22 protein-coding genes and 1 pseudogene are annotated in these 25,550 nt (G+C 53.5%); 6 read left to right on the top strand and 17 right to left on the bottom strand.

The window, feature by feature from the left end:
• The first annotated feature begins 24 nt into the window (after window positions 1-24).
• The gene (ppk1, locus tag E2L00_RS16140) at window positions 25-2,085 is read left to right on the top strand and encodes a polyphosphate kinase 1 (protein WP_167613425.1); all 2,061 of its coding nucleotides are present in this window, start codon (window positions 25-27) and stop codon (window positions 2,083-2,085) included.
• 4 nt (window positions 2,086-2,089) lie between these two features.
• Window positions 2,090-3,631 carry an exopolyphosphatase gene (ppx, locus tag E2L00_RS16135; RefSeq protein ID WP_167613423.1) on the top strand — a complete coding sequence of 514 codons (1,542 nt, stop codon included), beginning with the start codon at window positions 2,090-2,092 and terminating at the stop codon, window positions 3,629-3,631.
• 38 nt (window positions 3,632-3,669) lie between these two features.
• Here ppx and E2L00_RS16130 read toward each other — a convergent pair whose 3' ends face one another.
• Complete coding sequence (locus E2L00_RS16130; protein ID WP_167613421.1) at window positions 3,670-5,904, bottom strand: sensor domain-containing phosphodiesterase; 2,235 nt, start codon at window positions 5,902-5,904, stop codon at window positions 3,670-3,672.
• Between the two features lie 351 nt (window positions 5,905-6,255).
• Between E2L00_RS16130 and E2L00_RS16125 the strand changes: the two genes are divergently transcribed.
• The gene (locus tag E2L00_RS16125; RefSeq protein ID WP_167613419.1) at window positions 6,256-6,447 is read left to right on the top strand and encodes a DUF2633 family protein; all 192 of its coding nucleotides are present in this window, start codon (window positions 6,256-6,258) and stop codon (window positions 6,445-6,447) included.
• 131 nt (window positions 6,448-6,578) lie between these two features.
• On the opposite strand, the gene guaA is transcribed toward E2L00_RS16125, so the two are convergent.
• Window positions 6,579-8,156 carry a glutamine-hydrolyzing GMP synthase gene (gene guaA / locus E2L00_RS16120; protein WP_167613417.1) on the bottom strand — a complete coding sequence of 526 codons (1,578 nt, stop codon included), beginning with the start codon at window positions 8,154-8,156 and terminating at the stop codon, window positions 6,579-6,581.
• Between the two features lie 66 nt (window positions 8,157-8,222).
• Window positions 8,223-9,689, bottom strand: coding sequence for an IMP dehydrogenase (guaB, locus tag E2L00_RS16115; protein ID WP_167613415.1), 1,467 nt, complete (start codon window positions 9,687-9,689; stop codon window positions 8,223-8,225).
• 169 nt (window positions 9,690-9,858) lie between these two features.
• Here guaB and xseA point away from each other — a divergent pair, with 169 nt between their 5' ends.
• Window positions 9,859-11,241 carry an exodeoxyribonuclease VII large subunit gene (gene xseA, locus E2L00_RS16110; RefSeq protein ID WP_167613413.1) on the top strand — a complete coding sequence of 461 codons (1,383 nt, stop codon included), beginning with the start codon at window positions 9,859-9,861 and terminating at the stop codon, window positions 11,239-11,241.
• Window positions 11,242-11,244: 3 nt separating this feature from the next.
• Here the strand turns inward: xseA and E2L00_RS16105 are convergent, their stop codons facing one another.
• The 10 genes from E2L00_RS16105 to E2L00_RS16060 all read right to left on the bottom strand — a co-directional run bounded on the left by E2L00_RS16105 (window position 11,245) and on the right by E2L00_RS16060 (window position 21,490).
• Window positions 11,245-11,466, bottom strand: coding sequence for a zinc ribbon domain-containing protein (locus tag E2L00_RS16105; protein ID WP_167613411.1), 222 nt, complete (start codon window positions 11,464-11,466; stop codon window positions 11,245-11,247).
• 385 nt (window positions 11,467-11,851) lie between these two features.
• Window positions 11,852-13,354 carry a ribosome biogenesis GTPase Der gene (gene der, locus E2L00_RS16100; RefSeq protein ID WP_167613409.1) on the bottom strand — a complete coding sequence of 501 codons (1,503 nt, stop codon included), beginning with the start codon at window positions 13,352-13,354 and terminating at the stop codon, window positions 11,852-11,854.
• Between the two features lie 122 nt (window positions 13,355-13,476).
• Window positions 13,477-14,658, bottom strand: coding sequence for an outer membrane protein assembly factor BamB (bamB, locus tag E2L00_RS16095; RefSeq protein ID WP_167613407.1), 1,182 nt, complete (start codon window positions 14,656-14,658; stop codon window positions 13,477-13,479).
• A gap of 10 nt (window positions 14,659-14,668) precedes the next feature.
• A complete protein-coding gene (locus E2L00_RS16090; protein WP_167613405.1) occupies window positions 14,669-15,289 on the bottom strand; it encodes a tetratricopeptide repeat protein in 621 nt (206 codons plus the stop codon).
• Between the two features lie 35 nt (window positions 15,290-15,324).
• Entirely contained in the window at window positions 15,325-16,599 is a 1,275-nt protein-coding gene (gene hisS / locus E2L00_RS16085; RefSeq protein WP_167613403.1) for a histidine--tRNA ligase, read from the bottom strand.
• 117 nt (window positions 16,600-16,716) lie between these two features.
• On the bottom strand, window positions 16,717-17,838 hold the full coding sequence (gene ispG / locus E2L00_RS16080; RefSeq protein WP_167613401.1) for a flavodoxin-dependent (E)-4-hydroxy-3-methylbut-2-enyl-diphosphate synthase: 1,122 nt from the start codon (window positions 17,836-17,838) through the stop codon (window positions 16,717-16,719).
• Window positions 17,839-17,875: 37 nt separating this feature from the next.
• Window positions 17,876-18,859 (bottom strand): cytoskeleton protein RodZ, encoded by a 984-nt coding sequence (gene rodZ / locus E2L00_RS16075; protein ID WP_167613399.1) that lies wholly within the window; start codon window positions 18,857-18,859, stop codon window positions 17,876-17,878.
• 435 nt (window positions 18,860-19,294) lie between these two features.
• Window positions 19,295-20,461, bottom strand: a complete 1,167-nt coding sequence (rlmN, locus tag E2L00_RS16070) for a dual-specificity RNA methyltransferase RlmN (RefSeq protein ID WP_167613397.1) — start codon at window positions 20,459-20,461, stop codon at window positions 19,295-19,297.
• Window positions 20,462-20,637: 176 nt separating this feature from the next.
• Entirely contained in the window at window positions 20,638-21,069 is a 432-nt protein-coding gene (ndk, locus tag E2L00_RS16065) for a nucleoside-diphosphate kinase (protein ID WP_167613395.1), read from the bottom strand.
• A gap of 166 nt (window positions 21,070-21,235) precedes the next feature.
• On the bottom strand, window positions 21,236-21,490 hold the full coding sequence (locus E2L00_RS16060; RefSeq protein ID WP_167613393.1) for a hypothetical protein: 255 nt from the start codon (window positions 21,488-21,490) through the stop codon (window positions 21,236-21,238).
• A gap of 206 nt (window positions 21,491-21,696) precedes the next feature.
• Between E2L00_RS16060 and sseA the strand changes: the two genes are divergently transcribed.
• Both sseA and E2L00_RS16050 read left to right on the top strand, forming a co-directional pair.
• The gene (gene sseA, locus E2L00_RS16055; protein ID WP_167613391.1) at window positions 21,697-22,545 is read left to right on the top strand and encodes a 3-mercaptopyruvate sulfurtransferase; all 849 of its coding nucleotides are present in this window, start codon (window positions 21,697-21,699) and stop codon (window positions 22,543-22,545) included.
• A 127-nt stretch (window positions 22,546-22,672) separates the two neighbouring features.
• Window positions 22,673-22,768, top strand: a pseudogene (locus E2L00_RS16050) (MurR/RpiR family transcriptional regulator); the annotation flags it as partial.
• Window positions 22,769-22,801: 33 nt separating this feature from the next.
• On the opposite strand, the gene sseB reads toward E2L00_RS16050, so the two are convergent.
• The 4 genes from sseB to fdx all read right to left on the bottom strand — a co-directional run bounded on the left by sseB (window position 22,802) and on the right by fdx (window position 25,549).
• Window positions 22,802-23,578 (bottom strand): enhanced serine sensitivity protein SseB, encoded by a 777-nt coding sequence (sseB, locus tag E2L00_RS16045; RefSeq protein WP_167613389.1) that lies wholly within the window; start codon window positions 23,576-23,578, stop codon window positions 22,802-22,804.
• Between the two features lie 62 nt (window positions 23,579-23,640).
• A complete protein-coding gene (gene pepB, locus E2L00_RS16040; RefSeq protein WP_167613387.1) occupies window positions 23,641-24,927 on the bottom strand; it encodes an aminopeptidase PepB in 1,287 nt (428 codons plus the stop codon).
• A 73-nt stretch (window positions 24,928-25,000) separates the two neighbouring features.
• Entirely contained in the window at window positions 25,001-25,201 is a 201-nt protein-coding gene (gene iscX, locus E2L00_RS16035) for a Fe-S cluster assembly protein IscX (protein ID WP_167613385.1), read from the bottom strand.
• Between the two features lie 12 nt (window positions 25,202-25,213).
• Window positions 25,214-25,549, bottom strand: a complete 336-nt coding sequence (fdx, locus tag E2L00_RS16030) for an ISC system 2Fe-2S type ferredoxin (RefSeq protein WP_034459208.1) — start codon at window positions 25,547-25,549, stop codon at window positions 25,214-25,216.
• Window position 25,550: the final 1 nt, after the last annotated feature.

Here is a 25,550-nt window from a genome sequence, read left to right as displayed (position 1 = left end):
CCACGAAAACGGAAGTGAGGGCTAATGGGTCAGGATAAGCTGTATATCGAAAAAGAACTGAGCTGGTTGTCTTTTAATGAACGCGTGCTCCAGGAAGCGGCGGATAAAATCAATCCGCTGATCGAGAGAATGCGTTTCCTCGGCATCTATTCGAATAACCTTGATGAGTTTTACAAGGTTCGTTTCGCCGAGCTGAAACGGCGCATTCTGATCAGCGAAGAACAAGGCACCGCGCCTAACTCGCGTCACTTACTGAATAAGATCCAGGCCCGCGTGCTGAAGGCCGATCAGGAGTTTGACGGGCTGTATAACGATCTATTGCTGGAGATGGCCCGTAACCAGATTTTCCTGATTAACGAACGCCAGCTTTCGGAGAATCAGCAAAAATGGCTGCGCCACTATTTCAAACACTATCTGCGCCAGCATATTACGCCAATCCTTATTAACCGCGACACCGATCTGGTGCAGTTCCTTAAAGACGATTACACCTATCTGGCGGTTGAGATCGTCCGTGGCGCAGACACGCGCTATGCCCTGCTGGAGATCCCATCCGATAAAGTACCGCGTTTTGTGAATCTGCCGCCGGAAGCACCTCGTCGTCGCAAGCCAATGATCCTGCTGGACAATATTCTGCGTTACTGCCTGGATGAAATTTTCAAGGGCTTTTTCGATTACGATTCGCTGAATGCTTATTCGATGAAAATGACCCGCGATGCGGAATACGATCTGGTGACCGAAATGGAATCCAGCCTGCTCGAACTGATGTCATCAAGCCTGAAGCAGCGTCTTACCGCCGAGCCGGTGCGCTTCGTTTACCAGCGCGATATGCCCGATGCCATGGTCGAAATGCTGCGCAACAAGCTGACCATCACCAACTACGACTCCATTATTCCGGGCGGTCGTTATCATAATTTTAAAGACTTCATCAACTTCCCAAACGTTGGCAAGGCCAACCTGGTTAACAAACCGCTGCCGCGCCTGCGCCATATCTGGTTTGATAACTTCCGCAACGGCTTTGACGCCATTCGCAACCGCGACGTACTGCTTTACTATCCTTACCACACCTTTGAGCACGTGCTGGAGCTGCTGCGCCAGGCCTCGTTCGACCCGAGCGTGCTGGCCATTAAAATCAATATTTATCGCGTGGCAAAAGACTCGCGCATTATCGAATCGATGATTCACGCGGCGCACAACGGCAAAAAAGTGACCGTGGTTGTGGAACTGCAGGCGCGCTTCGACGAAGAGGCCAACATCCACTGGGCGAAGCGCCTGACGGAAGCGGGCGTGCACGTTATCTTCTCGGCGCCGGGCCTGAAAATTCACGCCAAGCTGTTCCTGATTTCCCGTAAAGAAGGCGACGAAGTAGTGCGTTACGCGCACATCGGCACCGGCAACTTTAATGAGAAAACGGCGCGTCTCTACACCGACTATTCGTTGCTGACCGCCGATGCACGCATCACCAATGAAGTGCGCCGGGTATTCAATTTTATTGAAAACCCTTATCGTCCGGTGACCTTCGAATATCTGATGGTATCGCCGCAAAACTCGCGTCGCCTGCTCTACGATCTGGTGGATCGCGAAATTGCCAATGCACAAAACGGCCTGCCTTCAGGCATTACGCTAAAACTTAATAATCTGGTTGATAAAGGGCTGGTTGACAGGTTATATGCTGCCTCCAGCTCCGGCGTTAAGGTTAATCTGCTGGTGCGAGGCATGTGCTCCCTGATCCCTAATCTTGACGGAATCAGCGATAACATTCGCGTGATCGGTATCGTCGACCGTTATCTGGAGCACGACCGCGTTTACGTGTTTGAAAACGGTGGCGACAAAAAAGTCTATCTTTCCTCCGCTGACTGGATGACGCGCAACATTGATTACCGTATTGAAGTCGCCGTCGCCGTGCTCGACCCGCGTCTGAAGCAGCGGGTGCTGGATATTATCGACATTCTGTTTAGTGATACCGTGAAGGCGCGCTATCTCGATAAAGAACTGAGCAATCGCTATGTGCCGCGTGGTAACCGTCGTAAGGTCCGCTCGCAGCTTGCGATCTACGATTACATTAAATCTCTGGAACAACCTGACTAACGCTATGCCGATAAAAAAACATGCTCCCAGGCCGCAGGAATTTGCTGCGGTCGATCTGGGCTCGAACAGTTTCCACATGGTGATTGCCCGTGTGGTTGACGGCGCGATGCAAATCATCGGGCGCTTAAAGCAACGCGTTCATCTCGCTGATGGACTCAATGCCCAGAACGAGCTAAGTGAAGAGGCGATGGAGCGCGGCCTTTCCTGCCTTGCGCTGTTTGCCGAACGCCTGCAGGGCTTTGCGGCGGCGAACGTCTGTATTGTCGGCACGCACAGCCTGCGCGAAGCGGTGAACGCCGAGGTGTTTCTTAAGCGCGCCGAAGAGGTTATCCCCTACCCGATCGAAATTATTCCCGGTAACGAAGAAGCACGCCTGATTTTTATGGGCGTTGAACACACCCAGCCAGAAAAAGGCCGCAAGCTGGTTATCGATATCGGCGGTGGTTCCACCGAACTGGTGATCGGTGAAGATTTTGAGCCTATGCTGGTTGAAAGCCGCCGCATGGGTTGCGTAAGCTTTGGGCAAAACTTTTTCCCGCAAGGCGTAATTACTCCTGAAAACTTCAGGCGGGCGCGCCTGGCGGCGGTACAAAAGCTGGAAAACCTTTCCTGGCAGTACCGCCTGCAGGGCTGGAACGTGGCGATGGGGGCTTCCGGCACCATCAAGGCCGCACATGAAGTGCTCGTCAATATGGGCGAAAAGAACGGTATCATTACCCCTGAACGGCTGGAAATGCTGCGCGATGAAGTGCTGAAATTTAAAAACTTCAGCTCGATGAGCCTGCCGGGTTTATCCGAAGAGCGAAAAGCGGTATTTGTACCCGGTCTTGCCATTCTCTGCGGCGTATGCGATTCACTGGCTATCCGCGAGCTTCGTCTGTCCGACGGAGCGCTGCGCGAAGGGGTGTTATACGAAATGGAAGGCCGTTTCCGTCATCAGGATATCCGCATCCGCACCGCGCAGAGCCTGGCGGATCAGTACCATATCGACAGCGATCAGGCCAGGCGGGTGCTGGCCACAACCGAGCATATTTATCAGCAATGGGAAACGCAGAACCCAAAGCTTGCCAACCCGCAAATGGCTGCGCTGCTAAAATGGTCCGCCATGCTGCATGAGGTGGGGCTGAATATTAATCACAGCGGTTTACACCGCCACTCGGCCTATATTTTACAGCACAGTAACCTGCCCGGTTTTAATCAGGAGCAGCAGATGCTTATCGCTTCGCTGGTGCGTTATCACCGCAAGGGCATTAAAATTGACGATCTGCCACGTTTTACGCTGTTTAAGAAAAAGCATTTTCTGCCGCTGATACAGATTTTGCGCCTGGCCGTGCTGCTCAACAATCAACGACAGGCCACCACCACTCCGCCTACGCTGGTGCTGGAAACCGAAGAGAATCACTGGACGCTGCGTTTTCCGCACGGCTGGTTTAGTCAGAACACGCTGGTGCTGCTCGATCTGGAGCGCGAACAGCAATACTGGGACAACACGCCCGGCTGGAAGCTAAAGATTGAAGAAGAGACCAGCCCGACGATTGCGGCTTAGGTTACCTGCGGCGGATGGCGTTAACGCTTTTCCGTCGTTCAGATCTCACTTTCAGCCGTCTGCAATAGCGATTCCAGCGGCTGCGGATAACCAATTAAATATCCCTGCATATAATCAATACCGAGGCGTTGCACCGCATCCTTCAGCGCCTCGCTTTCCACATACTCAGCCACGACCTGCATTTTTTTCATTCGTGCCAGCTTGCAGATAGATTCGACAATCTGATAATCCAGACTGCTGGTAAGTAGGTTGCGAATAAAGCTGCCATCAATTTTTAGTATATCTGCGCTGATATTTTTCAGACGCGCATAGCTGGCATAGCCCGTACCAAAGTCATCAATAGCCACGCGGCACCCCATGCGCTGTAGCGCGGTGAGCGTTACGTTGGCCTGGTCTATATTGGTCAGCGAGTTGCTTTCCGTAACTTCGAAAATCAATTGCCACGGCTCGATATTGTATTTTTCGAGCAGGCACTTAACCTCTGACGGGAACTGCATACGGCTAACGGAAGCGGGTGTCAGATTGACGGCAAATCGGCAACCCGGAAGCTGTTCACGACTTTTGTCCATAAACCGCAGGGTGGCTTCGAATACCCAATGGTCAATCCTCGACGACAGGCCAAACTCATGCGCTACCGGTAAAAAACTGTCCGGGGAAAATAACGCGCCGTTCTCACCCTGCATGCGAAGCAGTATTTCATGATACGAATCGCCACGCATGCCTTCGATACGCTGTGCCATCAGGGTAAAGTTGCCACGATCGAGGGCGATTTGTAGTCGATTCATCATCGCAACCTTGCTTTTAACCGTGTTCTGAACCCGATTTGAATCTTGTTGCTGTAGGTTTTCAGGACGATAAGTCGTTAGCGAAAGCTCAGCCATGGTGCTGAGCTCACCCAGCAGGAGGTACAGATGGGATACCGGATGCTTTACGTAGCAGTAGCTAATGCCAACCTGCGGCTGAAGCGGCATTCCATCCCATATAAAGCGGAACTGCTTCACGCGCCGATCGATGGCTTCAATTCGCTCTTCGTGCGACTCGTAGTTTAATCGCACGGCCAAATCATAGCCGGAAAGATGGTAAACCTTTTCATCCGCAATAAGGCTCTGACGCAAATATTCGGCTAGCTGCTGTTTGTACTGAATGCGTAAAAACACGCCGTAGTTCCGCCCCAGCAGTTCAAGCTCAGGAATACTCAGAAAAGCGAGCGCGGACCAGCAATGACGGCCAATATCACGGTTAAGCGCACGCAGGTTAGGCATCTGGTTAATGGGATCGGTGAAGGCGGCCCGGCGGGTTTTGGCGTGCAGAAAACGCTGACGCGTCGTCACTGCCGCCATCATATAAATCGTAATGGAAAATGTTGCATAACAGGAAGAAGCGATGGCCAGGTGAAGCTGGAAACCCATATCCGGCGGCAGGTAGTGATAAAATCCGCTACACAGAATAATAAGAATGATTGTCCAGATATTGGTAATAAACAGGAAACTAAATCGCATTGCTCCCCATAACATCACTGGCAAAATAAGCGTTAGCGTATAGTCCGTTCTGAAAATAGAAGTGGAATCGCCCAGCGGCAGTATGAGCAAATTCACCAGCAGCGCCATCAGCCCGCACCAGAGCCACATTTCGGTTTTCGTCACGCCACGCTGCGCCTGCCTGCGCATTCGGGACCGGAAAGAGAAAACAAAATGCGGGTTTCTTATCATCCTGATTATGAAGTAGAAAAACGGCATACCGGTTAAGGTACCCACCAGCACCGCCTGGAAATTTATCAGCGTACGTGGATGAAGCGGGCTTTCCGAAACCAGGCTCAAAAAAGGGTCGTACCATCCAAAAAAAAGACCGATTTGATAGATAAAAAGGAAAAGCGCGGAATTAAACAAAACCAGCCAGAACATGCGCTGCAGGGTGAGTGAAATGACCCCAAAGGTTACAGCATGGCGGCGCGGCACAAAGGTCCGGTAAGCGGCAAAACTGAGCGAAAGGGGTAAAAGAAAGTGGACAATCGCAAGCATTGTCACGAGCTCCCCTTTCAGCGGGATATAACGAATAGCTAACGCAAGAACAATGCCCGGTAAGGCGGCCCAGCCGAATACCATAACGAAAGCCGTTAACAGCCCAAGCGGCATATAAATTAAAAAAACGCGTCCGCCTTCCATGATCGTATTCGCATTAAACCATACGGCCAGAGGAAGCATTAATGCAGGCAGTATCAGGGGCAAAGCCCACCAGTTATTCTTATGTTGGTTGTACCAGGTCGCAAAGTACATAGATGGTCGCCTGAAACCCTGTCAATCCTGCTCGGGTAATGTTCAGAAAGGGCTCCAGCCTGACTGATAGAAACCATATCGCTATGGTGTGAAGTGCAAATTTTAGTTAGGGATTCCATTGAGGAATTGATACAAATCAATTTACACGTAAAGTTATTGCCGGGTGGGTGAAAAATCCCTTTTTAACCAGCATTGTTAACTCCCTATAAACAGAAAGGAAATTTTATATAAGCTGGCCCAGCGTTTATATTGACGCTTTTTTACATAATGGAGAATTGACCCTGACGTACCGCTATGCCTAAATACTTCTTGTCGCCCGCGGTTGACGGGCAAACCCTAAGGGCTTTTTGCGTGACACAGGTTACGAGTATGCGAAGACGACACCGATTTAACCATCGAATGACCCGCATTATTCTACTCATCAGTTTTCTTTTCCTTTTTGGCCGTTTTGTCTATTCCTCTATCGGCGCCTGGTATTATCATCAGGACCAAAAAGCACAGCTACAGCAAAGCAGCCTGTCAGTGGATAGCACTAACCGGTAAACCAATCTCTTAGGCACAATAACTTTCACTGCCGACTGCCAGTGCGCTTTGTCACGTCTGTTGTTGATATATGACAGATAAAAAAACAGGCGACACATGGCCGCCTGTTTCGATTTATCTAAGACGTGGAATCATTCCCACTCGATAGTTGCCGGCGGCTTGCCGGAAATATCGTAAACCACGCGGGAAATGCCGTTAACTTCGTTGATGATGCGGTTGGATACGCGGCCAAGGAAATCATACGGCAGATGCGCCCAGTGCGCGGTCATAAAGTCGATGGTTTCAACCGCGCGCAGGGAGACAACCCAGTCGTATTTACGGCCATCGCCCATCACGCCTACGGAGCGTACCGGCAGGAACACGGTGAACGCCTGGCTGACTTTATTGTAGAGATCCGCTTTGTGCAGCTCTTCGATAAAGATGGCATCCGCACGACGCAGCAGGTCGCAGTACTCTTTCTTCACTTCGCCCAGCACGCGTACGCCAAGGCCAGGCCCCGGGAACGGATGGCGGTAAAGCATATCGTACGGCAGGCCCAGCTCCAGGCCAATTTTACGCACTTCGTCTTTGAACAGCTCTTTAAGCGGCTCAACCAGACCCATCTTCATCTCTTTCGGCAGGCCGCCCACGTTGTGGTGAGATTTGATGACGTGCGCTTTGCCGGTTGCTGAAGCCGCGGATTCGATAACGTCCGGATAGATGGTGCCCTGCGCCAGCCATTTCACGTCTTCCAGACGCAGCGCTTCTTCGTCGAACACTTCTACAAAGACGCGGCCAATGGTTTTACGCTTGGCTTCCGGCTCGTCAATGCCTGCTAGCTGGGACAGGAAACGCTCTTCCGCCGGCACGTGAACAATATTCAGGCCAAAGTGATCGCCGAACATTTCCATTACCTGCGTCGCTTCGTTAAGACGCAGCAGACCATTGTCCACAAATACACAGGTCAGACGATCGCCGATGGCGCGATGCAGCAGCATGGCGGTAACGGAAGAATCCACGCCGCCGGACAGGCCAAGAATAACTTTGTCATTACCGACCTGCTCACGAATACGCTCGATGGCATCTTCGATAATTTTTGCCGGCGTCCACAGCGCTTCACAGCCGCAGATGTCCAGAACGAAACGCTCCAGCAGACGCTGGCCCTGACGGGTGTGCGTCACTTCCGGGTGGAACTGCACGCCGTAGAAGCGTTTTTCTTCGTTGGCCATAATGGCAAACGGGCAGGTTTCGGTGCTGGCAACGGTGACGAAATCAGCAGGAATTGCCGTGACTTTATCACCATGGCTCATCCAGACGTCCAGCAGTGGTTTACCCGCAGCGCTAAGAGAATCTTCGATGCCGCGTACCAGCGCGCTGTCGGTTTTAACTTCAACCTGCGCGTAGCCAAACTCGCGCTCGTTAGAGCCTTCAACGTGGCCGCCAAGCTGCATCGCCATGGTTTGCATGCCGTAGCACACGCCAAATACCGGCACGCCTGCTTCAAACACATACTCAGGAGCACGCGGGCTGTCCAGCTCGGTGGTGCTTTCCGGGCCGCCGGAGAGAATGATACCGCCTGGATTGAATTCACGAATCTGTGCTTCAGTGACATCCCATGCCCACAGCTCGCAGTAAACGCCCAGCTCGCGCACGCGGCGCGCGACCAGTTGGGTATACTGAGAACCGAAATCCAGGATAAGTATGCGATGTTTATGGATATTTTCCGTCATTGACGCTAATTCCGAGGCAAGTGAAACAAAATAAAAACACCCGGCATAAAGCCGGGCGCAGAAATTTTAAGAACCCATACGATAATTCGGGGACTCTTTCGTGATAGTCACGTCATGCACGTGGCTTTCCTGAATACCCGCACCGCTGATACGTACGAATTCCGCTTTGGTGCGCAGCGCGTCGATAGTACCACAGCCGGTCAGTCCCATGCAGGAACGCAGGCCGCCCATTTGCTGGTGAACAATCTCTTTCAGGTGGCCTTTGTAGGCCACGCGGCCTTCGATACCTTCCGGGACCAGTTTGTCCGCCGCGTTATCGGTCTGGAAGTAACGGTCGGAAGAACCTTTCGACATCGCGCCTAAAGAGCCCATACCGCGGTAGGATTTGAAAGAACGGCCCTGATAGAGTTCGATTTCACCCGGCGATTCTTCCGTGCCAGCCAGCATACCGCCAACCATCACGGCAGATGCGCCTGCGGCGATAGCTTTTGCAATATCGCCGGAGAAACGGATACCACCATCGGCGATAACCGGAATGCCTGTGCCTTCAAGCGCTTCAACCGCATCCGCTACGGCGGTGATTTGTGGAACGCCCACGCCGGTAACGATACGAGTGGTACAAATAGAGCCAGGACCGATGCCGACTTTCACCGCGCTCACGCCTGCTTCAGCCAGCGCGCGTGCGCCCGCAGCGGTTGCCACGTTGCCACCGATGATTTGCAGGTCAGGATATTTTGCGCGAGTTTCACGAATACGTTGCAGAACGCCTTCGGAATGACCGTGCGAGGAATCAATCAGCAGAATGTCCACGCCAGCGGCTACCAGCGCATCGATACGCTCTTCATTGCCCGCGCCTGCCCCAACGGCAGCCCCAACGCGCAGACGGCCCTGGTCATCTTTACAGGCGTTTGGTTTACGCTCTGCTTTCTGGAAGTCTTTTACGGTGATCATGCCGCGCAGATGGAAGCTGCTGTCGACAACCAGCGCCTTCTCCACGCGTTTTTCGTGCATTTTAGCCAGCACAACGTCGCGTGCCTCGCCTTCTTTCACGGTAACCAGACGCTCTTTCGGCGTCATGTACACGCTGACGGGCTGGCTCAGGTCGGTAACGAAGCGTACGTCGCGGCCGGTAATAATGCCTACCAGCTCGTACGCTTCGGTAACAACGGGATAGCCTGCGAAGCCGTTACGCTCGGTCAGCTCTTTCACTTCACGCAAGGTTGTGGTTGGCAGCACGGTTTGCGGGTCGGTGACCACGCCACTTTCGTGTTTTTTTACGCGTTTGACTTCTTCAGCCTGGCGTTCAATCGACATATTTTTGTGGATGAAACCAAGACCACCTTCCTGAGCCAGCGCAATTGCCAGGCGTGCTTCGGTCACGGTATCCATCGCTGCGGAGAGCATAGGGATATTGAGACGAATAGTTTTGGTCAGTTGGGTGCTGAGATCCGCCGTATTAGGCAGAACGGTGGAGTGGGCTGGAACAAGGAGAACGTCATCAAACGTCAGTGCTTCTTTGGCGATTCGTAGCATGGCAATATCTCAACCTGGGGTGAATGAGAACAGATAAAATATTGCCGCGGCATTATACAGAGCGGAATCGATTGCAGCCACACTTTTTTGCGAAAACTCCTTGCCACTCACGCCCGGGCAGGTACTATGGACCGAATAACCCGCTGATTTAAAATTTGATCCAGCTCACATGCCTAACGCAAACTCTTCCTCAATTTTTACCGTTACTCGTCTGAATCAGGCGGTCCGTATGCTGCTGGAGCAGGAAATGGGGCAGGTCTGGATCAGCGGCGAAATTTCCAACTTCAGCCAGCCCTCTTCCGGCCACTGGTATTTCACGCTCAAAGACGATACCGCTCAGGTGCGCTGCGCGATGTTCCGCAACAGTAACCGCCGTGTGACTTTCCGGCCGCAGCACGGGCAACAGATCCTTGTGCGCGCCAACATCACGCTTTACGAGCCGCGTGGCGATTACCAGATCATCGTCGAAAGCATGCAACCGGCGGGCGAAGGTCTTCTGCAACAGCAGTATGAGCAGCTTAAGCAGCGTCTGACAGCGGAAGGGCTATTCGAGCAGCAGTACAAAAAACCGCTGCCGAGCCCGGCGCGCCAGGTCGGCGTTATTACCTCAAAAACCGGTGCGGCACTGCATGATATTTTGCATGTGTTGAAACGCCGCGACCCTTCGCTTCCCGTTATTATTTACCCAACGGCCGTTCAGGGCGCAGACGCTCCGGCACAAATCGTTCGCGCGATTGAGCTTGCGAATTTGCGGGATGAGTGCGACGTGCTGATAGTCGGCCGCGGCGGCGGTTCGCTGGAAGATTTATGGAGCTTTAACGACGAACGTGTCGCACGCGCTATTTTCGCCAGCAAAATTCCCGTCGTTAGCGCCGTAGGGCATGAAACTGACCTCACGATCGCCGATTTTGTCGGCGATGTTCGTGCGCCTACTCCTTCTGCCGCTGCGGAAATCGTCAGCCGTAATCAGGTAGAATTATTGCGCCAGATCCAGTCGCAGCAAACACGTATGGAAATGGCGATGGATTACTATCTCTCGCAGCGTACGCAACGCTTTACTCGCCTGCAGCATCGTTTGCAGCAACAGCATCCGCAGCTGCGTCTGGCACGCCAGCAGACCACGCTGGAACGTTTGCAGCAACGTCTGACCGTTACCGTGGATGCCAGGCTACGCCGAAGCGCCCAGCAGCAGCAACGTCTGACGCAGCGTCTGCATCACCAGCAGCCGCAGGCGCGTATTCATCGCGCGCAAACGCGTATTCAACAGCTTGAGTACCGGCTTTCCCAGGTAGTAACTGCGCGCCTGAATACCACCCGCCAGCGTTTTGGTACAGCTCTGGCACAGCTTGAAGCCGTCAGCCCTTTAGCAACGCTTGCCCGTGGCTACAGCGTCACAACGCAGCCTGACGGCAAAGTATTGAAAAAGACCAGGCAGGTGAAATCCGGGGATACGCTAACAACGCGTCTGGAAGATGGTTGGGTGGAAAGCCAGGTCACCGGCGTCACGCCGGTGAAACCAGCCCGCAGGCGTAAACCCGTGGCGAAAAGCTAGAACTTAACGGGTAACTGGTACAAATTCGACGCGTTTGCTCGAAATTAAACCATGGCCGTTTTGACAAAAATAATCCACGGCTCCGCAGGCTTTTAACACCTCCAGCGGCTTATGGCATTCCGGGCAGCGGGCTTCCAGCGTAAAGTCCTGGTGGCAGTTTTCGCAATGCGCTCCGCTTTCCGTCGCGGCAAGTGGTTTACCACAATCCGGGCACTTGAGTTCCATCGTTTCTCTCCTCAAAAAACAAAACGGGAGCCTGGCGCTCCCGCGAGGCTGCTGACAAGATTCTCAGAAGTTAAAAGTTGCTTTTGCCGGTACTGTTAAAAACAAAGGATTCTGTCTTCTGGTTTATCCCAAACACCCGAAAACCACGCTTTTCGGGTGTTTGTCATCAAGCTGACGGGAGCCTGTCGCTCCCGTGAGGCTGCTGACAAGATTCTCAGAAGTTAAAAGTTGCTTTTGCCGGTACTGTTAAAAACAAAGGATTCTGTCTTCTGGTTTATCCCAAACACCCGAAAACCACGCTTTTCGGGTGTTTGTCATCAAGCTGACGGGAGCCTGTCGCTCCCGCGAGACTACAGGCTGACGGCGTGACAGGCTCCCGCCTTAATTATTTGCTTTTCTTGATATGCTTGATCAGGCGTTTACGCTTACGCATCTGGTTCGGCGTAAGGGTATTACGTTTGTTGGCAAACGGGTTATCCCCTTCTTTGAACTGGATACGGATTGGCGTGCCCATTACATCCAGCGATTTGCGGAAGTAGTTCATCAGATAACGCTTGTAAGAATCCGGCAGGTCTTTCACCTGGTTGCCGTGGATAACGACAATCGGCGGGTTATAACCACCGGCGTGCGCATATTTCAGCTTCACACGGCGACCGCGCACCAGCGGCGGCTGATGGTCTTCTGCCGCCATGTTCATAATACGAGTCAGCAGCGCGGTGCTAACTCGACGGGTGGAGCTGTCGTATGCTTCGCGAACGGATTCAAACAGGTTGCCAACGCCGCTGCCGTGAAGCGCAGAAATAAAGTGCACGCGGGCAAAGTCGATAAAGCCAAGACGGTAATCCAGCGTCTCTTTCACCTGCTCCCTGACTTCATTACTCAGGCCATCCCACTTGTTGACCACAATCACCAGTGAGCGCCCGCTATTGAGGATAAAGCCGAGCAGCGAGAGATCCTGATCGGAGATGCCTTCACGGGCGTCAATAACCAGCAGCACCACGTTCGCGTCTTCAATTGCCTGCAACGTTTTGATAACGGAGAATTTTTCCACGGTTTCCGTGATCTTGCCGCGCTTGCGCACGCCAGCGGTATCGATCAGCACGTACTCACGTTCGTCACGTTCCATTGGAATGTAGATGCTGTCGCGAGTGGTGCCCGGCATGTCGTAAACCACAACGCGGTCTTCACCCAGAATACGGTTGGTAAGCGTTGACTTACCTACGTTCGGGCGGCCAACGATAGCCAGTTTAATCGGCAGGTCCTGAGGATTAAAGGCTTCCTCTTCTTCCTCTTCGATTTCTTCATCGTCAGAAACGATGCCGTGTTTGGCGTTGAACGCGGCCCAGTAAGCGGCATCTTCATCAATTTCTTCTTCCGCTTCGCGCGGATTCACTTCGTCGATAAACGGCATCAGCGCGTGTTCCAGCAGGCTGGTTACGCCACGGCCATGAGAAGCGGCAATCGGATGGATTTCGCCTAAACCAAGCGAGTAGAAGTCCACGACCGCCTGATCCGGATCCATGCCGTCTGTTTTGTTCGCCACGAGAAACGTTGGCTTCTGGCGTGAACGCAGGTGTTTGGCGATAGCTTCATCGGCAGGCATCAAACCCGCACGCGCATCCACCATAAACAGCACAACGTCGGCTTCTTCAATCGCCAGCAGGGACTGTTCAGCCATACGTGTTTCAACGCCGTCTTCCGTGCCGTCAATACCGCCGGTATCGATAGCAATAAATTCACGGCCTTCCACTTCAGCACGACCATACTTGCGGTCGCGAGTCAGCCCCGGGAAATCCGCGACCAGCGCATCTCGGGTACGCGTCAAGCGGTTAAACAACGTGGATTTTCCAACATTAGGGCGCCCGACCAGCGCAACCACAGGTACCATTATAAAAGCCTCATTACTCAAAATTCATTGTCAAACGACGCCAGAGGGCGCCGCTCTTAAAAACAGGAAACGGCTCCCGGATAGCAGGAACCGTTTCATACTTACCGCTTACTCAGGAAAGTTTAGCGTTTGATCGAGTACAGCGTACCGTCTTTCGCCTGAATCAGCAGCTTATCACTGGCGACCACCGGCTCGCTCTGGAAGCCGGAGCTGTCCATTTTTTGCTGAGCAACAAAGCGGCCATCGTCGGTGTTGATCCAGTGCATGTAACCTTCGCTATCGCCAACCACCAGATAGCCGTTGTACAGCACAGGAGAAGTCAGGTTACGGTGCAGCAGCTCGCTCTGCGTCCACAGCGTCACGCCACCTTCTGCATTCAACGCTACAACGCGGTCATTTTGATCGACCAGGAAAATACGGTTGGCGTCAACGATAAAGTCGTTCACCGAACCCAGTTCGCGTTTCCACATTATCTGACCAGAACGCAGATCCAGCGCCGTCAGGTTGCCGTTATAGGCCAGCGCGTAAACCACGCCGTTAACGATAACCGGGGTAGTATCCACATCGCTCAGACGATCGATTTCTGTCGCGCCCGTTGCCTGGGAGATGCGTTGCTGCCAGATAAGCTGGCCCTGCTTCATCAGTACTGCGCTGACACGCCCGTTATCGCCGCCGACAATTGCGGCGCCAAAAGCGGTTGCCGGCGCTGATTCGCCACGCAGAGAAAGCGACGGAATATCAAGGTTAACCGTCCAGGCTACTGCGCCGTCGGCCTCGTTCATCGCCTGCAGCTGACCGTTACTGGTATGAACCAGCACTAAACCGTCGCTGACTACCGGGCGAGAAAGCACCTCGCCCGCGGCCTTGCTTTGCCATGCAATACTACCATCGGAAGTATTAAGCGCGAAGACCTGCGCTTTTTCACTGCCGACATAAACATGCGCACCAGCAACCGTTACGCCACCTGACAGTAGCGCCGGGCGGTTTCTGGAGAAGAAGCCGGTTTTCTCAGAGAGATCGACAGACCAAATTTCTTTACCGTCATCCGCATTAACCGCTTTCACGGTGCCTTGACGATCGGCCGCATAAACGTTGCTGTCCTGCCAGGCAGGATGAAGGTTGGAATAAAAATCGCCAATTCCGCTACCGACCGAAGTGTCCCACACTTTTTCAGGTTCGAACTGGTTTTCAACCGTTGGCAGCGGAGACATCTTAACAACGTCTTCTTCGCCGCTGAACAATGAACAGCCGCTGAGCAGCGTCAGAGAAATCAGCCCTGGCACAAGTAATTTACGCAATTGCATCGGGTCCCTCTTAGCTGGACAAGTTATTGATTTTCATCTGCATCATTTCACGCAGCGCAGGAGAAGCATCTGTCTGAGCACCTTTGCTCCAGGCATCACGAGCGCCTTGCTTATCTCCTTTGCTGAGCAGCGCTTCACCGCGCAAATCAGCCACTATCGCAACCCAACCTTCGCCCTTGATGCCATCAAGGGTTTTCAGCGCGGTATCGGCCTGTTTTTGTTGAATCTGGACACGCGCCAGACGAACGTTAATCAGGGCCTGAAGGTTTGCATCGCTGGTATTGCTCAGGCCTTGCTGCAGCTGCGCGGCAGCTTTTGCAAGGTCGTTGTTATCAACGTACTTTTGCGCCAGTTCCAGGGAAGCCAGCGCACCGTAGGTGTTTTTAGTCTCAGCGGCAAATTTCTCTGCGGCGCTGAGCGTAGCTGGTTGACCGGCATTAACCGCGCTGGTGACCTGTTGATAGGCCAGCGATGACGCCATCGCAGAGTCAGCCTGATGACTGTTCCAGTAACGCCAGCCGACCAGCGCACCAATCCCCAGCACGACACCAACCACCAGCGCTTTGCCGTTTTCGGCAAAGAAGCGTTTTACCGCTTCCATCTGATCGTTTTCGTTCTCGTAAACTTCCACGCAGCCCTTCTCCTTAACGATTAATCACCGGGAAATTAACCCAGCAGCGCCTGCAGATGTGAAGCCGTATGCTGTTGCTCTACGGTTTGCTGTTCACCTGTGCGCAGATCCTTTACAACGACCTGACCTTTAGCCACTTCGTCTTCACCCAGCACTAATGCAAAGCTCGCGCCCCATTTATCTGCCCGGGTGAATTGTTTCTTGAAGTTGCCGCCGCCGTAGTTGGTCATAAGCTTCAATGCCGGGACGCGATCGCGTAACCGCTCGGCCAACAGCATAGCTGCCGCCTGCGTTCCCTGACCCGACGATATCAGATAGATATCGACAACGGATTCTGCTTTAAATTCAGGGTTAATCGCCTGAACCAGTAAAACAAGACGCTCAAGCCCCATGGCAAAGCCAACGGCCGGTGCCGCACGGCCACCGAGCTGTTCAACCAGGCCATCGTAACGACCGCCAGCACACACGGTTCCTTGGGAGCCAAGGCTGCTGGTCACCCATTCAAACACGGTGCGGTTATAGTAATCGAGACCACGAACCAGTCGCTGATTAACGGTGTAAGCAATACCGGCGGCGTCCAGATACTGACACAGGCCAGCAAAGTGTTCACGGGACTCGTCGTCCAGATAATCGCCCAGCGCTGGCGCATCATCCAGCAGCGCCTGAACGTCAGGATTTTTGGAATCCAGCACGCGCAGCGGGTTGCTGTACATACGGCGCTGGCTGTCTTCATCCAGCTTATCTTTAAATTGTTCCAGGTACGCCACCAGCGCTTCGCGATAGTTTGCACGCGCCTCAAGGGAACCGATAGAGTTCAGCTCCAGGCTGACATGTTTATCGATACCCAGCGCGCGCCACCAGCGTGCGGTCAGCATGATTAACTCAGCGTCGATATCCGGCCCCTGCAGGCCAAACACTTCAACGCCTAACTGATTAAACTGACGGTAACGCCCTTTCTGCGGACGTTCGTGGCGGAACATCGGCCCCATGTACCACAAGCGCTGTTCCTGATTGTACAGAAGACCATGTTCGATACCGGCACGCACGCAGCCCGCGGTGCCTTCAGGTCGCAGGGTCAGGCTGTCGCCGTTGCGGTCCTCAAAGGTATACATCTCTTTTTCAACCACGTCGGTGACTTCGCCGATAGCGCGTTTGAATAACGGGGTCTGCTCTACAATCGGCAAACGGATTTCGCTATAACCGTAGCTGCCGAGCACCTGTTTCAGAATGCCTTCAATGCGCTGCCAGATGGCGGTTTCGCCCGGCAGATAATCGTTCATGCCGCGAATGGCTTGAATGTTTTTTGCCACGTTTGTTCTCTGTCGTTTTATACAAAAAATGAACCCAAAATCAGGTTTTTCACTGCTGTAAAAAGCCCGGCGGGTTCAATCATACACGCAGAAGCCCGGTGCTTCCCATGTTTCGCATTATTTTTCCAACTGCTGGATGCTGATACGCTGCTTCTCATCGAGCATGTTGGCCTTCGCACGGATACGCGCTTCAAGCTGAGCAATCATGTTGTCGTTGTCCATGCGCTCTTTCTGACGTACGCCGTCTTCGTAGAAGCCGCTTTTCTTGTTGCCTCCGGTCACGCCAAGCGTGGAAACCAGCGCTTCACCCGGCCCGTTCACTACGCAGCCGATAATGGAAACATCCATCGGCGTGATGATATCTTCAAGGCGTTGTTCCAGCGCGTTAACGGTGCCGATGACGTCGAACTCCTGACGCGAGCACGTTGGGCAAGCGATAAAGTTGATCCCTCGAGAACGAATACGCAGTGATTTCAGGATATCGAAACCGACTTTGATCTCTTCAACCGGATCGGCTGCAAGCGAAACACGCAGGGTATCGCCGATGCCTTCAGAGAGCAGCAAACCAAGGCCGATGGCCGATTTAACCGAACCGCTGCGCAACCCGCCCGCTTCGGTGATCCCCAGGTGCAACGGCTGATCTATCTGTTTTGCCAGCAGGCGATAGGACTCCACCGCAAGAAAAACGTCGGAGGCTTTTACGCTTACCTTAAATTGATCGAAGTTCAGACGATCCAGATGATCGACGTGCCGCATAGCCGATTCAAGCAGCGCCTGCGGCGTAGGTTCGCCGTATTTTTCCTGAAGATCTTTTTCAAGCGATCCCGCGTTAACGCCGATACGGATCGGGATATTTTTATCACGGGCACAGTCGACAACCATGCGGATACGTTCTTCACTGCCGATATTGCCCGGATTGATGCGCAGGCAATCAACGCCGTATTCGGCAACTTTCAGCGCGATGCGATAGTCAAAATGGATATCTGCGACCAGCGGGACATTAACCTGCTGTTTGATAAGCTTGAATGCTTCTGCTGCGTCCATAGTTGGCACCGAGACGCGAACGATATCGGCACCCACTTTTTCTAACGCTTTAATCTGATTGACCGTGGCTTCAACATCCGTGGTACGGGTGTTGGTCATGGACTGGACGGCGATGGGAGCCCCATCGCCGACAGGCACATTCCCGACATAGATGCGTTTAGATTTTCTACGCTGAATCGGGGTTTCGTTATGCATTACAAATCTCCACAAGTACACGTCTCGCCGGAAGCGATTATTCCGCGCTTACGGTCAGACGGGCAACCTGGTTAGTTCTGATAAAGCGACTCAGATCGACAGGTTTGCCCTGGAACTGAATCTGTACTGCTGCCGGAGCGCCGATTTTAAGCTTGTACGGCGCCTGGCCGGCTAAATTCAAATTACCGTCTTTACGCTGCATGCCGCTGAAGAGTTTCTTGCCTGTGGCATCCGTCACTTCCAGCCAGCAGTCAGCATTGAAATTCATCACCAGCGCGTTAGTGTCTGCGGCAGGCGGCGTCACCTGAGCCTGCCCGGTAGGCAAAGATGCCGCGGCACCCGGTGACGGCGTGGCCGCGTTATCAACCGGAGCCTGGCTCGGCGAGACGACCGCAGAATTGTCTGCGGGCGCACTTTGCGGGGCGGTAGCTTGTGCAGTGGTATCGGCTGGTGCCGGCTGAGGTTCCTGCCCAGGGGCAGGCTGAGTCATGGCGTCCTCTGCTGGCGTGGTATCAGCGCCGGTATTCAACGGCACCGACTGCGCGTTACTGCCCGCAGAAAGCTCCGCAGAGGATTGATCCGCCATGGTGGAGATCTCTTCCTGCTGCGCTTTGTGGTTTTGCCACCACCATGCGCCGGTCAGACCCACCACAACGAACAGAATCAGCCAGGTGAAACTCATTAACCAGCCGTCACGTTTTTTGCGACGCTTGCCCAATGAAAAACTCTGCATCGGCGCCACTTTTGCCGCCCTGACCGGAGCTTGCTTCTCCATCATAGGCAACAGCTCTTCTTCAGGGATATGCACCAGACGCGCATACGAGCGGATGTAACCACGCAGAAAAGTCGACGCCAGCTCAGCGGGCGCCTTGTCGTCTTCGATATCCCGAACGGTAGAAACCTTCAGACATAAACGCTCTGCCACGGCCTGTTGGCTTAGGCCGAGTTGTTCACGCGCAGTGCGCAGACGAACGCCTGTGGTTTGTGCTGCATTTGTTTCTTGAGTGGCTTCAGTATTCATTAGCTACAACTGCTGGTGCTGTTCAATTGAGGAATAGACACGAGCTGTGTATCGCAACATTTCCGCTACGCCACGTTCACCCGTACCGCGAAACTAATCTGGCAACTGAAGGCTGGCCTTCAGCAAAAATACCCGGCGTAGATTACGCAAATCACGCACATGCACCGTACTACAGGGCAGTGGTTTCAGCCAGTTAAGTTAACCATAGACTGCATTTTACATGCTGTCGGTTAACCTTGCGTTATGCTTGCCCGCCTGCCTGCAGATAAACTATTGTTGTGCGGCTACATACTGCCTTAAAGCGCAAAGAAACGCACCGTAATTATTAACCGCAATAACGTATAAGGTGCCAAATTTACAGTTAGTTATACTTTAGCGCCTTTTTGCGCTAAACAGAGCGGTCTCCCGCCCGGTTTAGCCGCACAAAACTGTTTATCAGACTGCTTTTACAGCGATAGGTTCACCCTGCATACGTTTACGCATTGTACGCTTGGTGCGGTCGATCACTTCACCCGCAAGCTGGCCGCAGGCGGCATCGATATCATCACCACGGGTTTTACGCACGATGGTAGTAAAGCCGTAACTCATTAAAACTTTAGAGAAACGGTCGATACGGCTATTGGAGCTGCGGCCATATGGCGCACCCGGGAACGGGTTCCATGGGATCAGGTTAATTTTGCAGGGCGTATCTTTCAGACATTCGGCCAGCTGGTGAGCATGCTCGGTACCGTCGTTGACGTGATCCAGCAGCACATACTCCACCGTTACGCGTCCCTGATTAGCGTTGGACTTCTCCAGATAACGACGCACGGCGGCCAGGAAGGTTTCGATGTTGTATTTCTTGTTAATCGGCATGATCTGGTCGCGAATGTCGTCAGTCGGAGCATGCAGCGAAATCGCCAGCGCCACGTCAATCATATCCCCCAGCTTATCCAGCGCCGGAACCACGCCGGAAGTGGACAGCGTAACGCGACGTTTAGACAGGCCGAAACCAAAGTCGTCGAGCATGATTTCCATCGCCGGAACCACGTTGTTGAGGTTCAGCAGCGGCTCGCCCATCCCCATCATCACCACGTTGGTGATAGGACGTACGCCCGTTTTCTTCTGCGCGCCGATAATTTTCGCGGCACGCCAGACCTGACCGATAATTTCCGACACGCGCAGGTTGCGGTTAAAGCCCTGCTGCGCCGTTGAGCAGAACTTACACTCCAGCGCACAGCCAACCTGGGATGAGACGCACAGCGTGGCGCGATCTTCTTCCGGGATATACACGGTTTCCACCAGCTGATCGGCAATCTTGATGGCCCATTTAATGGTGCCGTCGGCAGAACGTTGCTCTTCGGCAACTTCCGGCGCGCGAATCTCAGCGACTTCTTTCAGCTTGTTGCGCAGCACCTTGTTGATGTCGGTCATCTCATCGAAGTCATCACTGCAATAGTGATACATCCACTTCATGACCTGATCGGCACGAAACGGTTTTTCGCCCATTTCAGCGAAGAACTCGCGTAGTTGCTGACGGTTGAGATCCAACAGGTTAATTTTTTCAGATTTAGCGGAAACGACAGTGACTGGCGTCTCGGCAGTGACAATTTGCTCAGACATAATTTTTTTCCGGCCTCGTTGTTACACGTTACGGCCCCAGGAGGGTTAAAAAGATGCGCCCCGGAGAGTTAGCTCATCCGGGGCGCAACATTGTACAAATTCTATGGCAGGTATGCCATGGCTGAAAGCGACCTGACCTGAATAAAATGTAAAGGTCGCTTAACAGCTAACGCTGATTAACGAGTACGCGGGCACACTTCGCCTTCTGCGAAGAAGTAGGCGATTTCGCGCGCTGCGGATTCTACAGAGTCGGAACCGTGGGTGCCGTTCTCGGTGAAGCTGTCAGCGTAATCTGCGCGCAGAGTGCCTGCCAGCGCGTTATCCGGGTTAGTGGCACCCAGCAGATCGCGATGACGCTGTACTGCGTTTTCGCCTTCCAGCACGCTCACCACGATCGGGCCGGAGGTCATGAATTCAACCAGACCGTCAAAGAAAGGGCGACCTTCGTGCTCAGCATAGAAACCCTGCGCCTGCTCTTTAGTCAGATGCAGCATTTTTGCGCCAACGATTTTAAACCCTGCTGATTCAAAACGAGCATAAATATTACCAATAACGTTTTTTGCCACCGCGTTTGGTTTGATGATGGAAAAAGTACGTTCAATAGCCATGATTACCTCTGTGTTTGTTCTGTTTGTACCGGCTAGCCGATTATGAATTGGCGCCGATTATAATGAGCAAGTCTCGCGTTGCCTATGGACGGATATAACATTTTTTTAAAATAAGAGTAATACCAGCAACATTTTTATCGCAGCACCACGAAAAATACGCTTTATCTTACTGAACGGTGAAATTCGCGGCGGCAACCAGCTGCGCCTCAGACGCATCCAGCAGCTTTAATGGCTTACCCGCTGTCTGCTGCGCCAGCTTTTTTAATTGCCCCGCATCGGGTTTTGCTGTGGGAGCCGAGGGCAGATCCTGTGCCGCAGAAGCAGAAGCGACGGCCTGCGTCTTATCGTTATTATCGCATCCCACCAGCGCCAGAGTCGCAATTAGCGCTGCCGTCAGGCCAACTAAACGTACCGATTTCATATTTTTATCCCTGGTCGCCGTGGCCCGCTAGCCGAAAGCGTAGTGGAAATATTATGCGCAATAGCCGGAAAAGCGAAAGCAGGAAAGCAAGCCCTGCAAAATTAATTGCATAAATTCGAGGCGCCTCGCGCCCCTGGAGATGGTCGCTTGTCGGTTTAGTAAAAAACGTCGACAATCCGATAGTGAATAACGATTCGGAGGCAACCATGTCCACCTCTTTCTTTGTCGCGGGCGACTGGCTCGCAGAGCATATTTTTGACGCGGATATCCAGATTCTGGATGCTCGTATGGCGCCTGCGGGCCAGGAGCATCTGCGCGATATGTCGGCTGAATATCTCGCCGGGCATTTACCCGGTGCCGTTTATTTCGATATAGAAGCCCTGTCCGATCATACCAGTCCCCTGCCCCATATGATGCCGCGAACTGAAGCATTCGCCGTTGCCATGCGTGAGCTGGGCATAAGCAGCGATAAACATCTGATTATTTATGATGAAGGCAATCTCTTCTCTGCCCCGCGCGCCTGGTGGATGTTGCGTAGTTTTGGCGTCGAAAATGTCTCTATTCTCGCCGGCGGTCTGGCCGACTGGCAGCGTGAAGAGTTGCCGCTGCAACAGGGCGAGATCGAGCTGCCGGAGGGCGAATTTGAAGCCAATTTCGATCCGGAATCGATCAAACGTCTGACGGACGTGTTGCTTGCCAGTCATGAAGGCACCGCACAGATCGTGGATGCCCGCCCTGCCGCACGTTTTAATGCCGAAGCGGATGAGCCTCGCCCGGGCCTGAGGCGCGGACATATTCCCGGCGCGTTGAACGTGCCATGGGGCGATCTGGTGGAGAACGGTCAGTTGAAAACCACCGATGAGTTAAGCGAAATTTTTGCCCGTCAGGGTGTTAGTTTCGATAAGCCCGTGATTGCGAGCTGCGGCTCAGGCGTCACCGCCGCCGTAGTGGTGCTCGCTCTGGCAACGCTTGGGGTAAATAGCGTTTCGCTGTACGACGGCTCCTGGAGTGAATGGGGGGCGCGTTCAGATTTACCCATCGAACCGGCGCAGTAATGGATAACCGGCTGGCAGGGCTGCTGGAGCGCGGGGAACCTCTAACCCGCGCGGAATATCGGGTGCTTTCGCATCTTTCCGCCCGTCCGCCGCCAGTCGGTAATATTCCTTTTCTTTCGACACCGGGGCAATCCACTTTGCGGCGAAAGCCGCCGGGGTCACCTCGTTTGAGTCAAACCTGGTTATGTTGATAGATTTGCTGTTGTTGCAGGCAACGGCTTAGCCGTTGCCCTTTCCCTCTCAGGGAGAGGAGGAATCAGATTATACGGTTGGTTTTAAAATCGCGCAGGAAACTGCCCCAGCGGCGTTCATAGAACGGCGTGATGTGCGCCAGCATAAAGTGGCTGATGCCCTTCTCTCCTTCGGCTACCAGACAAATATCTACCGGCTCATCGCCCGGTAAGGTGTCGGTTGCCACGCTTCCTGCCTGACGAATAATCGCCTCGATATCGCCGTCGGCTTCAATACCAATCAGCAGGTTTGGCTGTTCGTCCGCCTGTTCTTTGATAGAGCATAAAAAGGCGCGTTTAACGGTTTTCAGACTTTTAAACAGGGTGGTCAGCGATTCCACCATTTGCGCTGGCGGCTCGGCAACCTCAGAAAGCAGTAAAGAGGTGCCGCCTTCCAGCACTTCCTGCTGGCTGAGCGGATCGCTTTCAGTACTTATCAGGTGGCTGATTTCACGCGGGGCGAACTCTTTACCGGTTGGCAGCTTAGCGTTCAGGAACAGACTTTCGCCGAGCGTCATTTCAAAAAGTGTGCGTACCGGCATCGCCACAAAAGCCTGCTCGTGACTGATTGCCTGCTGCAACGCCTCTACCGAGGTGAAGAAAGGGATCACGGACGTGCCGTCATCTTTTTCCCAGTGCTCCAGCTCCACCGCGCTGTCCGCATCAATGGCCTCGCCTTCTGCCGCTTTGCCTGGCACCCAAACGGTGGATTCCAGCAGCACGCGGAAGAATGCCGGACGGTGGGCAGGCTCGGTCGCCGCCTGCTCCAGCAGGGCTTCTAGTTCGTTTTTTGGTTCTGACATTGTGATTCCAGAAGAATACAAAAAGTGTTTTAACCCTCTCCCCGCAAGGGAGAGGGTTGGTTTTATTTACCGGTCAACAGATTAGCAATGGCACGCACGCCTAAACCTGTCGCACCCGCAGACCACTGCTCTACGGCACCTTTACGGTAGGTGGCCGAGCAGTCAATGTGCAGCCAGCCTTCGTGATAGTTTTCCACGAAGTGAGACAGGAAGCCCGCCGCCGTGCTCGCGCCCGCCGGGAAAGAGGCGTTGGAGGTGTTGTTTAGCTCCGCGAAGTTAGACGGCAACTGGCTGCGGTGGAACTCAGCCAGCGGTAAACGCCAGAACGGCTCATTCTCTTGTGCCGCACTTTCCAGCAGGCGATTTACCAGCGCATCGTCGAAGCTGAATAGCGCGTGATAGTCGTTGCCCAGCGCGGTTTTCGCCGCACCGGTTAAGGTTGCGCAGTCGATAATCAGCTCTGGTTTTTGCGCGCTGGCATCAATCAGGCCATCGGCCAGCACCAGGCGGCCTTCCGCATCGGTATTCATTACTTCAACGGTTTTGCCGTTGCGATATTTGATGATGTCGCCAAGTTTGAAAGCGTTGCCGCTGACCATATTGTCCGCGCAGCACAGGTAGAGCTTCACGCGTTTATCCAGCCCGCGGGTGATGGCGAAGGCCAGCGCGCCGGTAATGGTTGCGGCGCCGCCCATATCAGATTTCATGGAATCCATAAAGGCGCTTTGTTTCATGCTGTAGCCGCCGGAATCGAAGGTGATACCTTTGCCAACCAGGGCCGCGTATACCGGCGCATCCGGGTTGCCGGTTGGGTTGTAATCCAGCGCCAGCAGGACCGGCGGGCGTTCAGATCCACGGCCTACGGTATGAATGCCCATATAGTTTTGCTCACGCAGGTCTTCGCCTTTGGTGATGCGATAGGAGACGCGATCGCAGGCTACGTCGTTCAGCAGATCGATGGCGCGGGAAGCCAGTTGTTCCGGGCCGAGCTCTTCAGCCGGAGTGTTGATGGTGTGGCGCACCCAGTCGATGATTTTCAGGCGGTTATCGAGTTCTTTTTGCTGCGCTTCATCAAGCGGCGCCCAGTCGACTTTGCGTGTGCCTTTTGGTGCACGGTAGCCCTGCCAGAATGCCCAGCTTTTCTCCACGTCCCAGCCTTCGCCCGCCAGCTGTACATGCTTCAGGCCCTGGCCATCGATTTTACGTGCGGCACGCTGAATTAAGCCCAGGTCGTCTTTGCCGGTCAGATGCAGAATGATGCCTTCGTCGTTGATGCTCCAGGCGGCTTTTTCGCCCCAGCGCGCATCGGCAGGCGCGGTGGAAAGCGTAATTTTCATGGCTTCTGACATTTTGTTTTCCTTATATTTTTTCAGCACATGCTAGATATGAAACGGGCCGCCTGAGGCAGCCCGCTTGGTTTAACTATTCTGCTTCATCTAACCAGACTAACAGAATCGCTTCCAGAATTTTTTCATTGGATGCGTTTGGATCGTCATCAAACTCTTCCAGATCGCAGATCCATTGATGAAGGTCGGTAAAACGCACCGTTTTCGGATCGAGATCCGGACGGCTATCGTACAACGCTTCGCCGATTTCGCGGCTATCGGTCCATTTCAGTCCCATTAGCGTCTCCTGTTAGTGCTCGCGCGCATGGTTGATGGTATAGCGCGGCATCTCAACGACCAGATCTTCGTCGGTAACGCGCGCCTGACAGCTAAGACGGCTTTCAGGCTCCAGGCCCCAGGCTTTATCGAGCATGTCATCTTCGTCTTCCGTGCTCTCGGCAAGGGAGTCGAAGCCTTCACGCACGACGCAGTGGCAGGTGGTGCAGGCGCAGGATTTTTCACAGGCGTGCTCAATCTCGATACCGTTGCGCAGGGCAACATCGAGAATGGTTTCACCGACATTCGCTTCCAAAACTGCGCCATCCGGACACAGGTCCTGATGAGGCAGAAAAACAATCTTTGGCATG

This window comes from Cedecea colo (assembly GCF_011808225.1).
In the GTDB taxonomy this organism is placed as follows: Bacteria; Pseudomonadota; Gammaproteobacteria; order Enterobacterales; family Enterobacteriaceae; genus Dryocola; species Dryocola colo.
Note: the sequence above shows the minus strand (reverse complement) of the source record. Positions and strands in the feature narration are given on the sequence as shown.

Excerpts from the sequence above, each read along its gene's own strand:
- xseA (WP_167613413.1), top strand. The coding sequence starts at position 9,859 with ATGCCTAACGCAAACTCTTCCTCAATTTTTACCGTTACTCGTCTGAAT.
- bamB (WP_167613407.1), bottom strand. The coding sequence starts at position 14,658 with ATGCAATTGCGTAAATTACTTGTGCCAGGGCTGATTTCTCTGACGCTG.
- E2L00_RS16060 (WP_167613393.1), bottom strand. The coding sequence starts at position 21,490 with ATGAAATCGGTACGTTTAGTTGGCCTGACGGCAGCGCTAATTGCGACT.
- fdx (WP_034459208.1), bottom strand. The coding sequence starts at position 25,549 with ATGCCAAAGATTGTTTTTCTGCCTCATCAGGACCTGTGTCCGGATGGC.
- E2L00_RS16130 (WP_167613421.1), bottom strand. The coding sequence starts at position 5,904 with ATGTACTTTGCGACCTGGTACAACCAACATAAGAATAACTGGTGGGCT.
- guaB (WP_167613415.1), bottom strand. The coding sequence starts at position 9,689 with ATGCTACGAATCGCCAAAGAAGCACTGACGTTTGATGACGTTCTCCTT.
- ppx (WP_167613423.1), top strand. The coding sequence starts at position 2,090 with ATGCCGATAAAAAAACATGCTCCCAGGCCGCAGGAATTTGCTGCGGTC.
- sseB (WP_167613389.1), bottom strand. The coding sequence starts at position 23,578 with ATGTCAGAACCAAAAAACGAACTAGAAGCCCTGCTGGAGCAGGCGGCG.
- E2L00_RS16105 (WP_167613411.1), bottom strand. The coding sequence starts at position 11,466 with ATGGAACTCAAGTGCCCGGATTGTGGTAAACCACTTGCCGCGACGGAA.
- guaA (WP_167613417.1), bottom strand. The coding sequence starts at position 8,156 with ATGACGGAAAATATCCATAAACATCGCATACTTATCCTGGATTTCGGT.
- der (WP_167613409.1), bottom strand. The coding sequence starts at position 13,354 with ATGGTACCTGTGGTTGCGCTGGTCGGGCGCCCTAATGTTGGAAAATCC.
- ppk1 (WP_167613425.1), top strand. The coding sequence starts at position 25 with ATGGGTCAGGATAAGCTGTATATCGAAAAAGAACTGAGCTGGTTGTCT.
- rodZ (WP_167613399.1), bottom strand. The coding sequence starts at position 18,859 with ATGAATACTGAAGCCACTCAAGAAACAAATGCAGCACAAACCACAGGC.
- ndk (WP_167613395.1), bottom strand. The coding sequence starts at position 21,069 with ATGGCTATTGAACGTACTTTTTCCATCATCAAACCAAACGCGGTGGCA.
- sseA (WP_167613391.1), top strand. The coding sequence starts at position 21,697 with ATGTCCACCTCTTTCTTTGTCGCGGGCGACTGGCTCGCAGAGCATATT.
- rlmN (WP_167613397.1), bottom strand. The coding sequence starts at position 20,461 with ATGTCTGAGCAAATTGTCACTGCCGAGACGCCAGTCACTGTCGTTTCC.
- pepB (WP_167613387.1), bottom strand. The coding sequence starts at position 24,927 with ATGTCAGAAGCCATGAAAATTACGCTTTCCACCGCGCCTGCCGATGCG.
- ispG (WP_167613401.1), bottom strand. The coding sequence starts at position 17,838 with ATGCATAACGAAACCCCGATTCAGCGTAGAAAATCTAAACGCATCTAT.
- iscX (WP_167613385.1), bottom strand. The coding sequence starts at position 25,201 with ATGGGACTGAAATGGACCGATAGCCGCGAAATCGGCGAAGCGTTGTAC.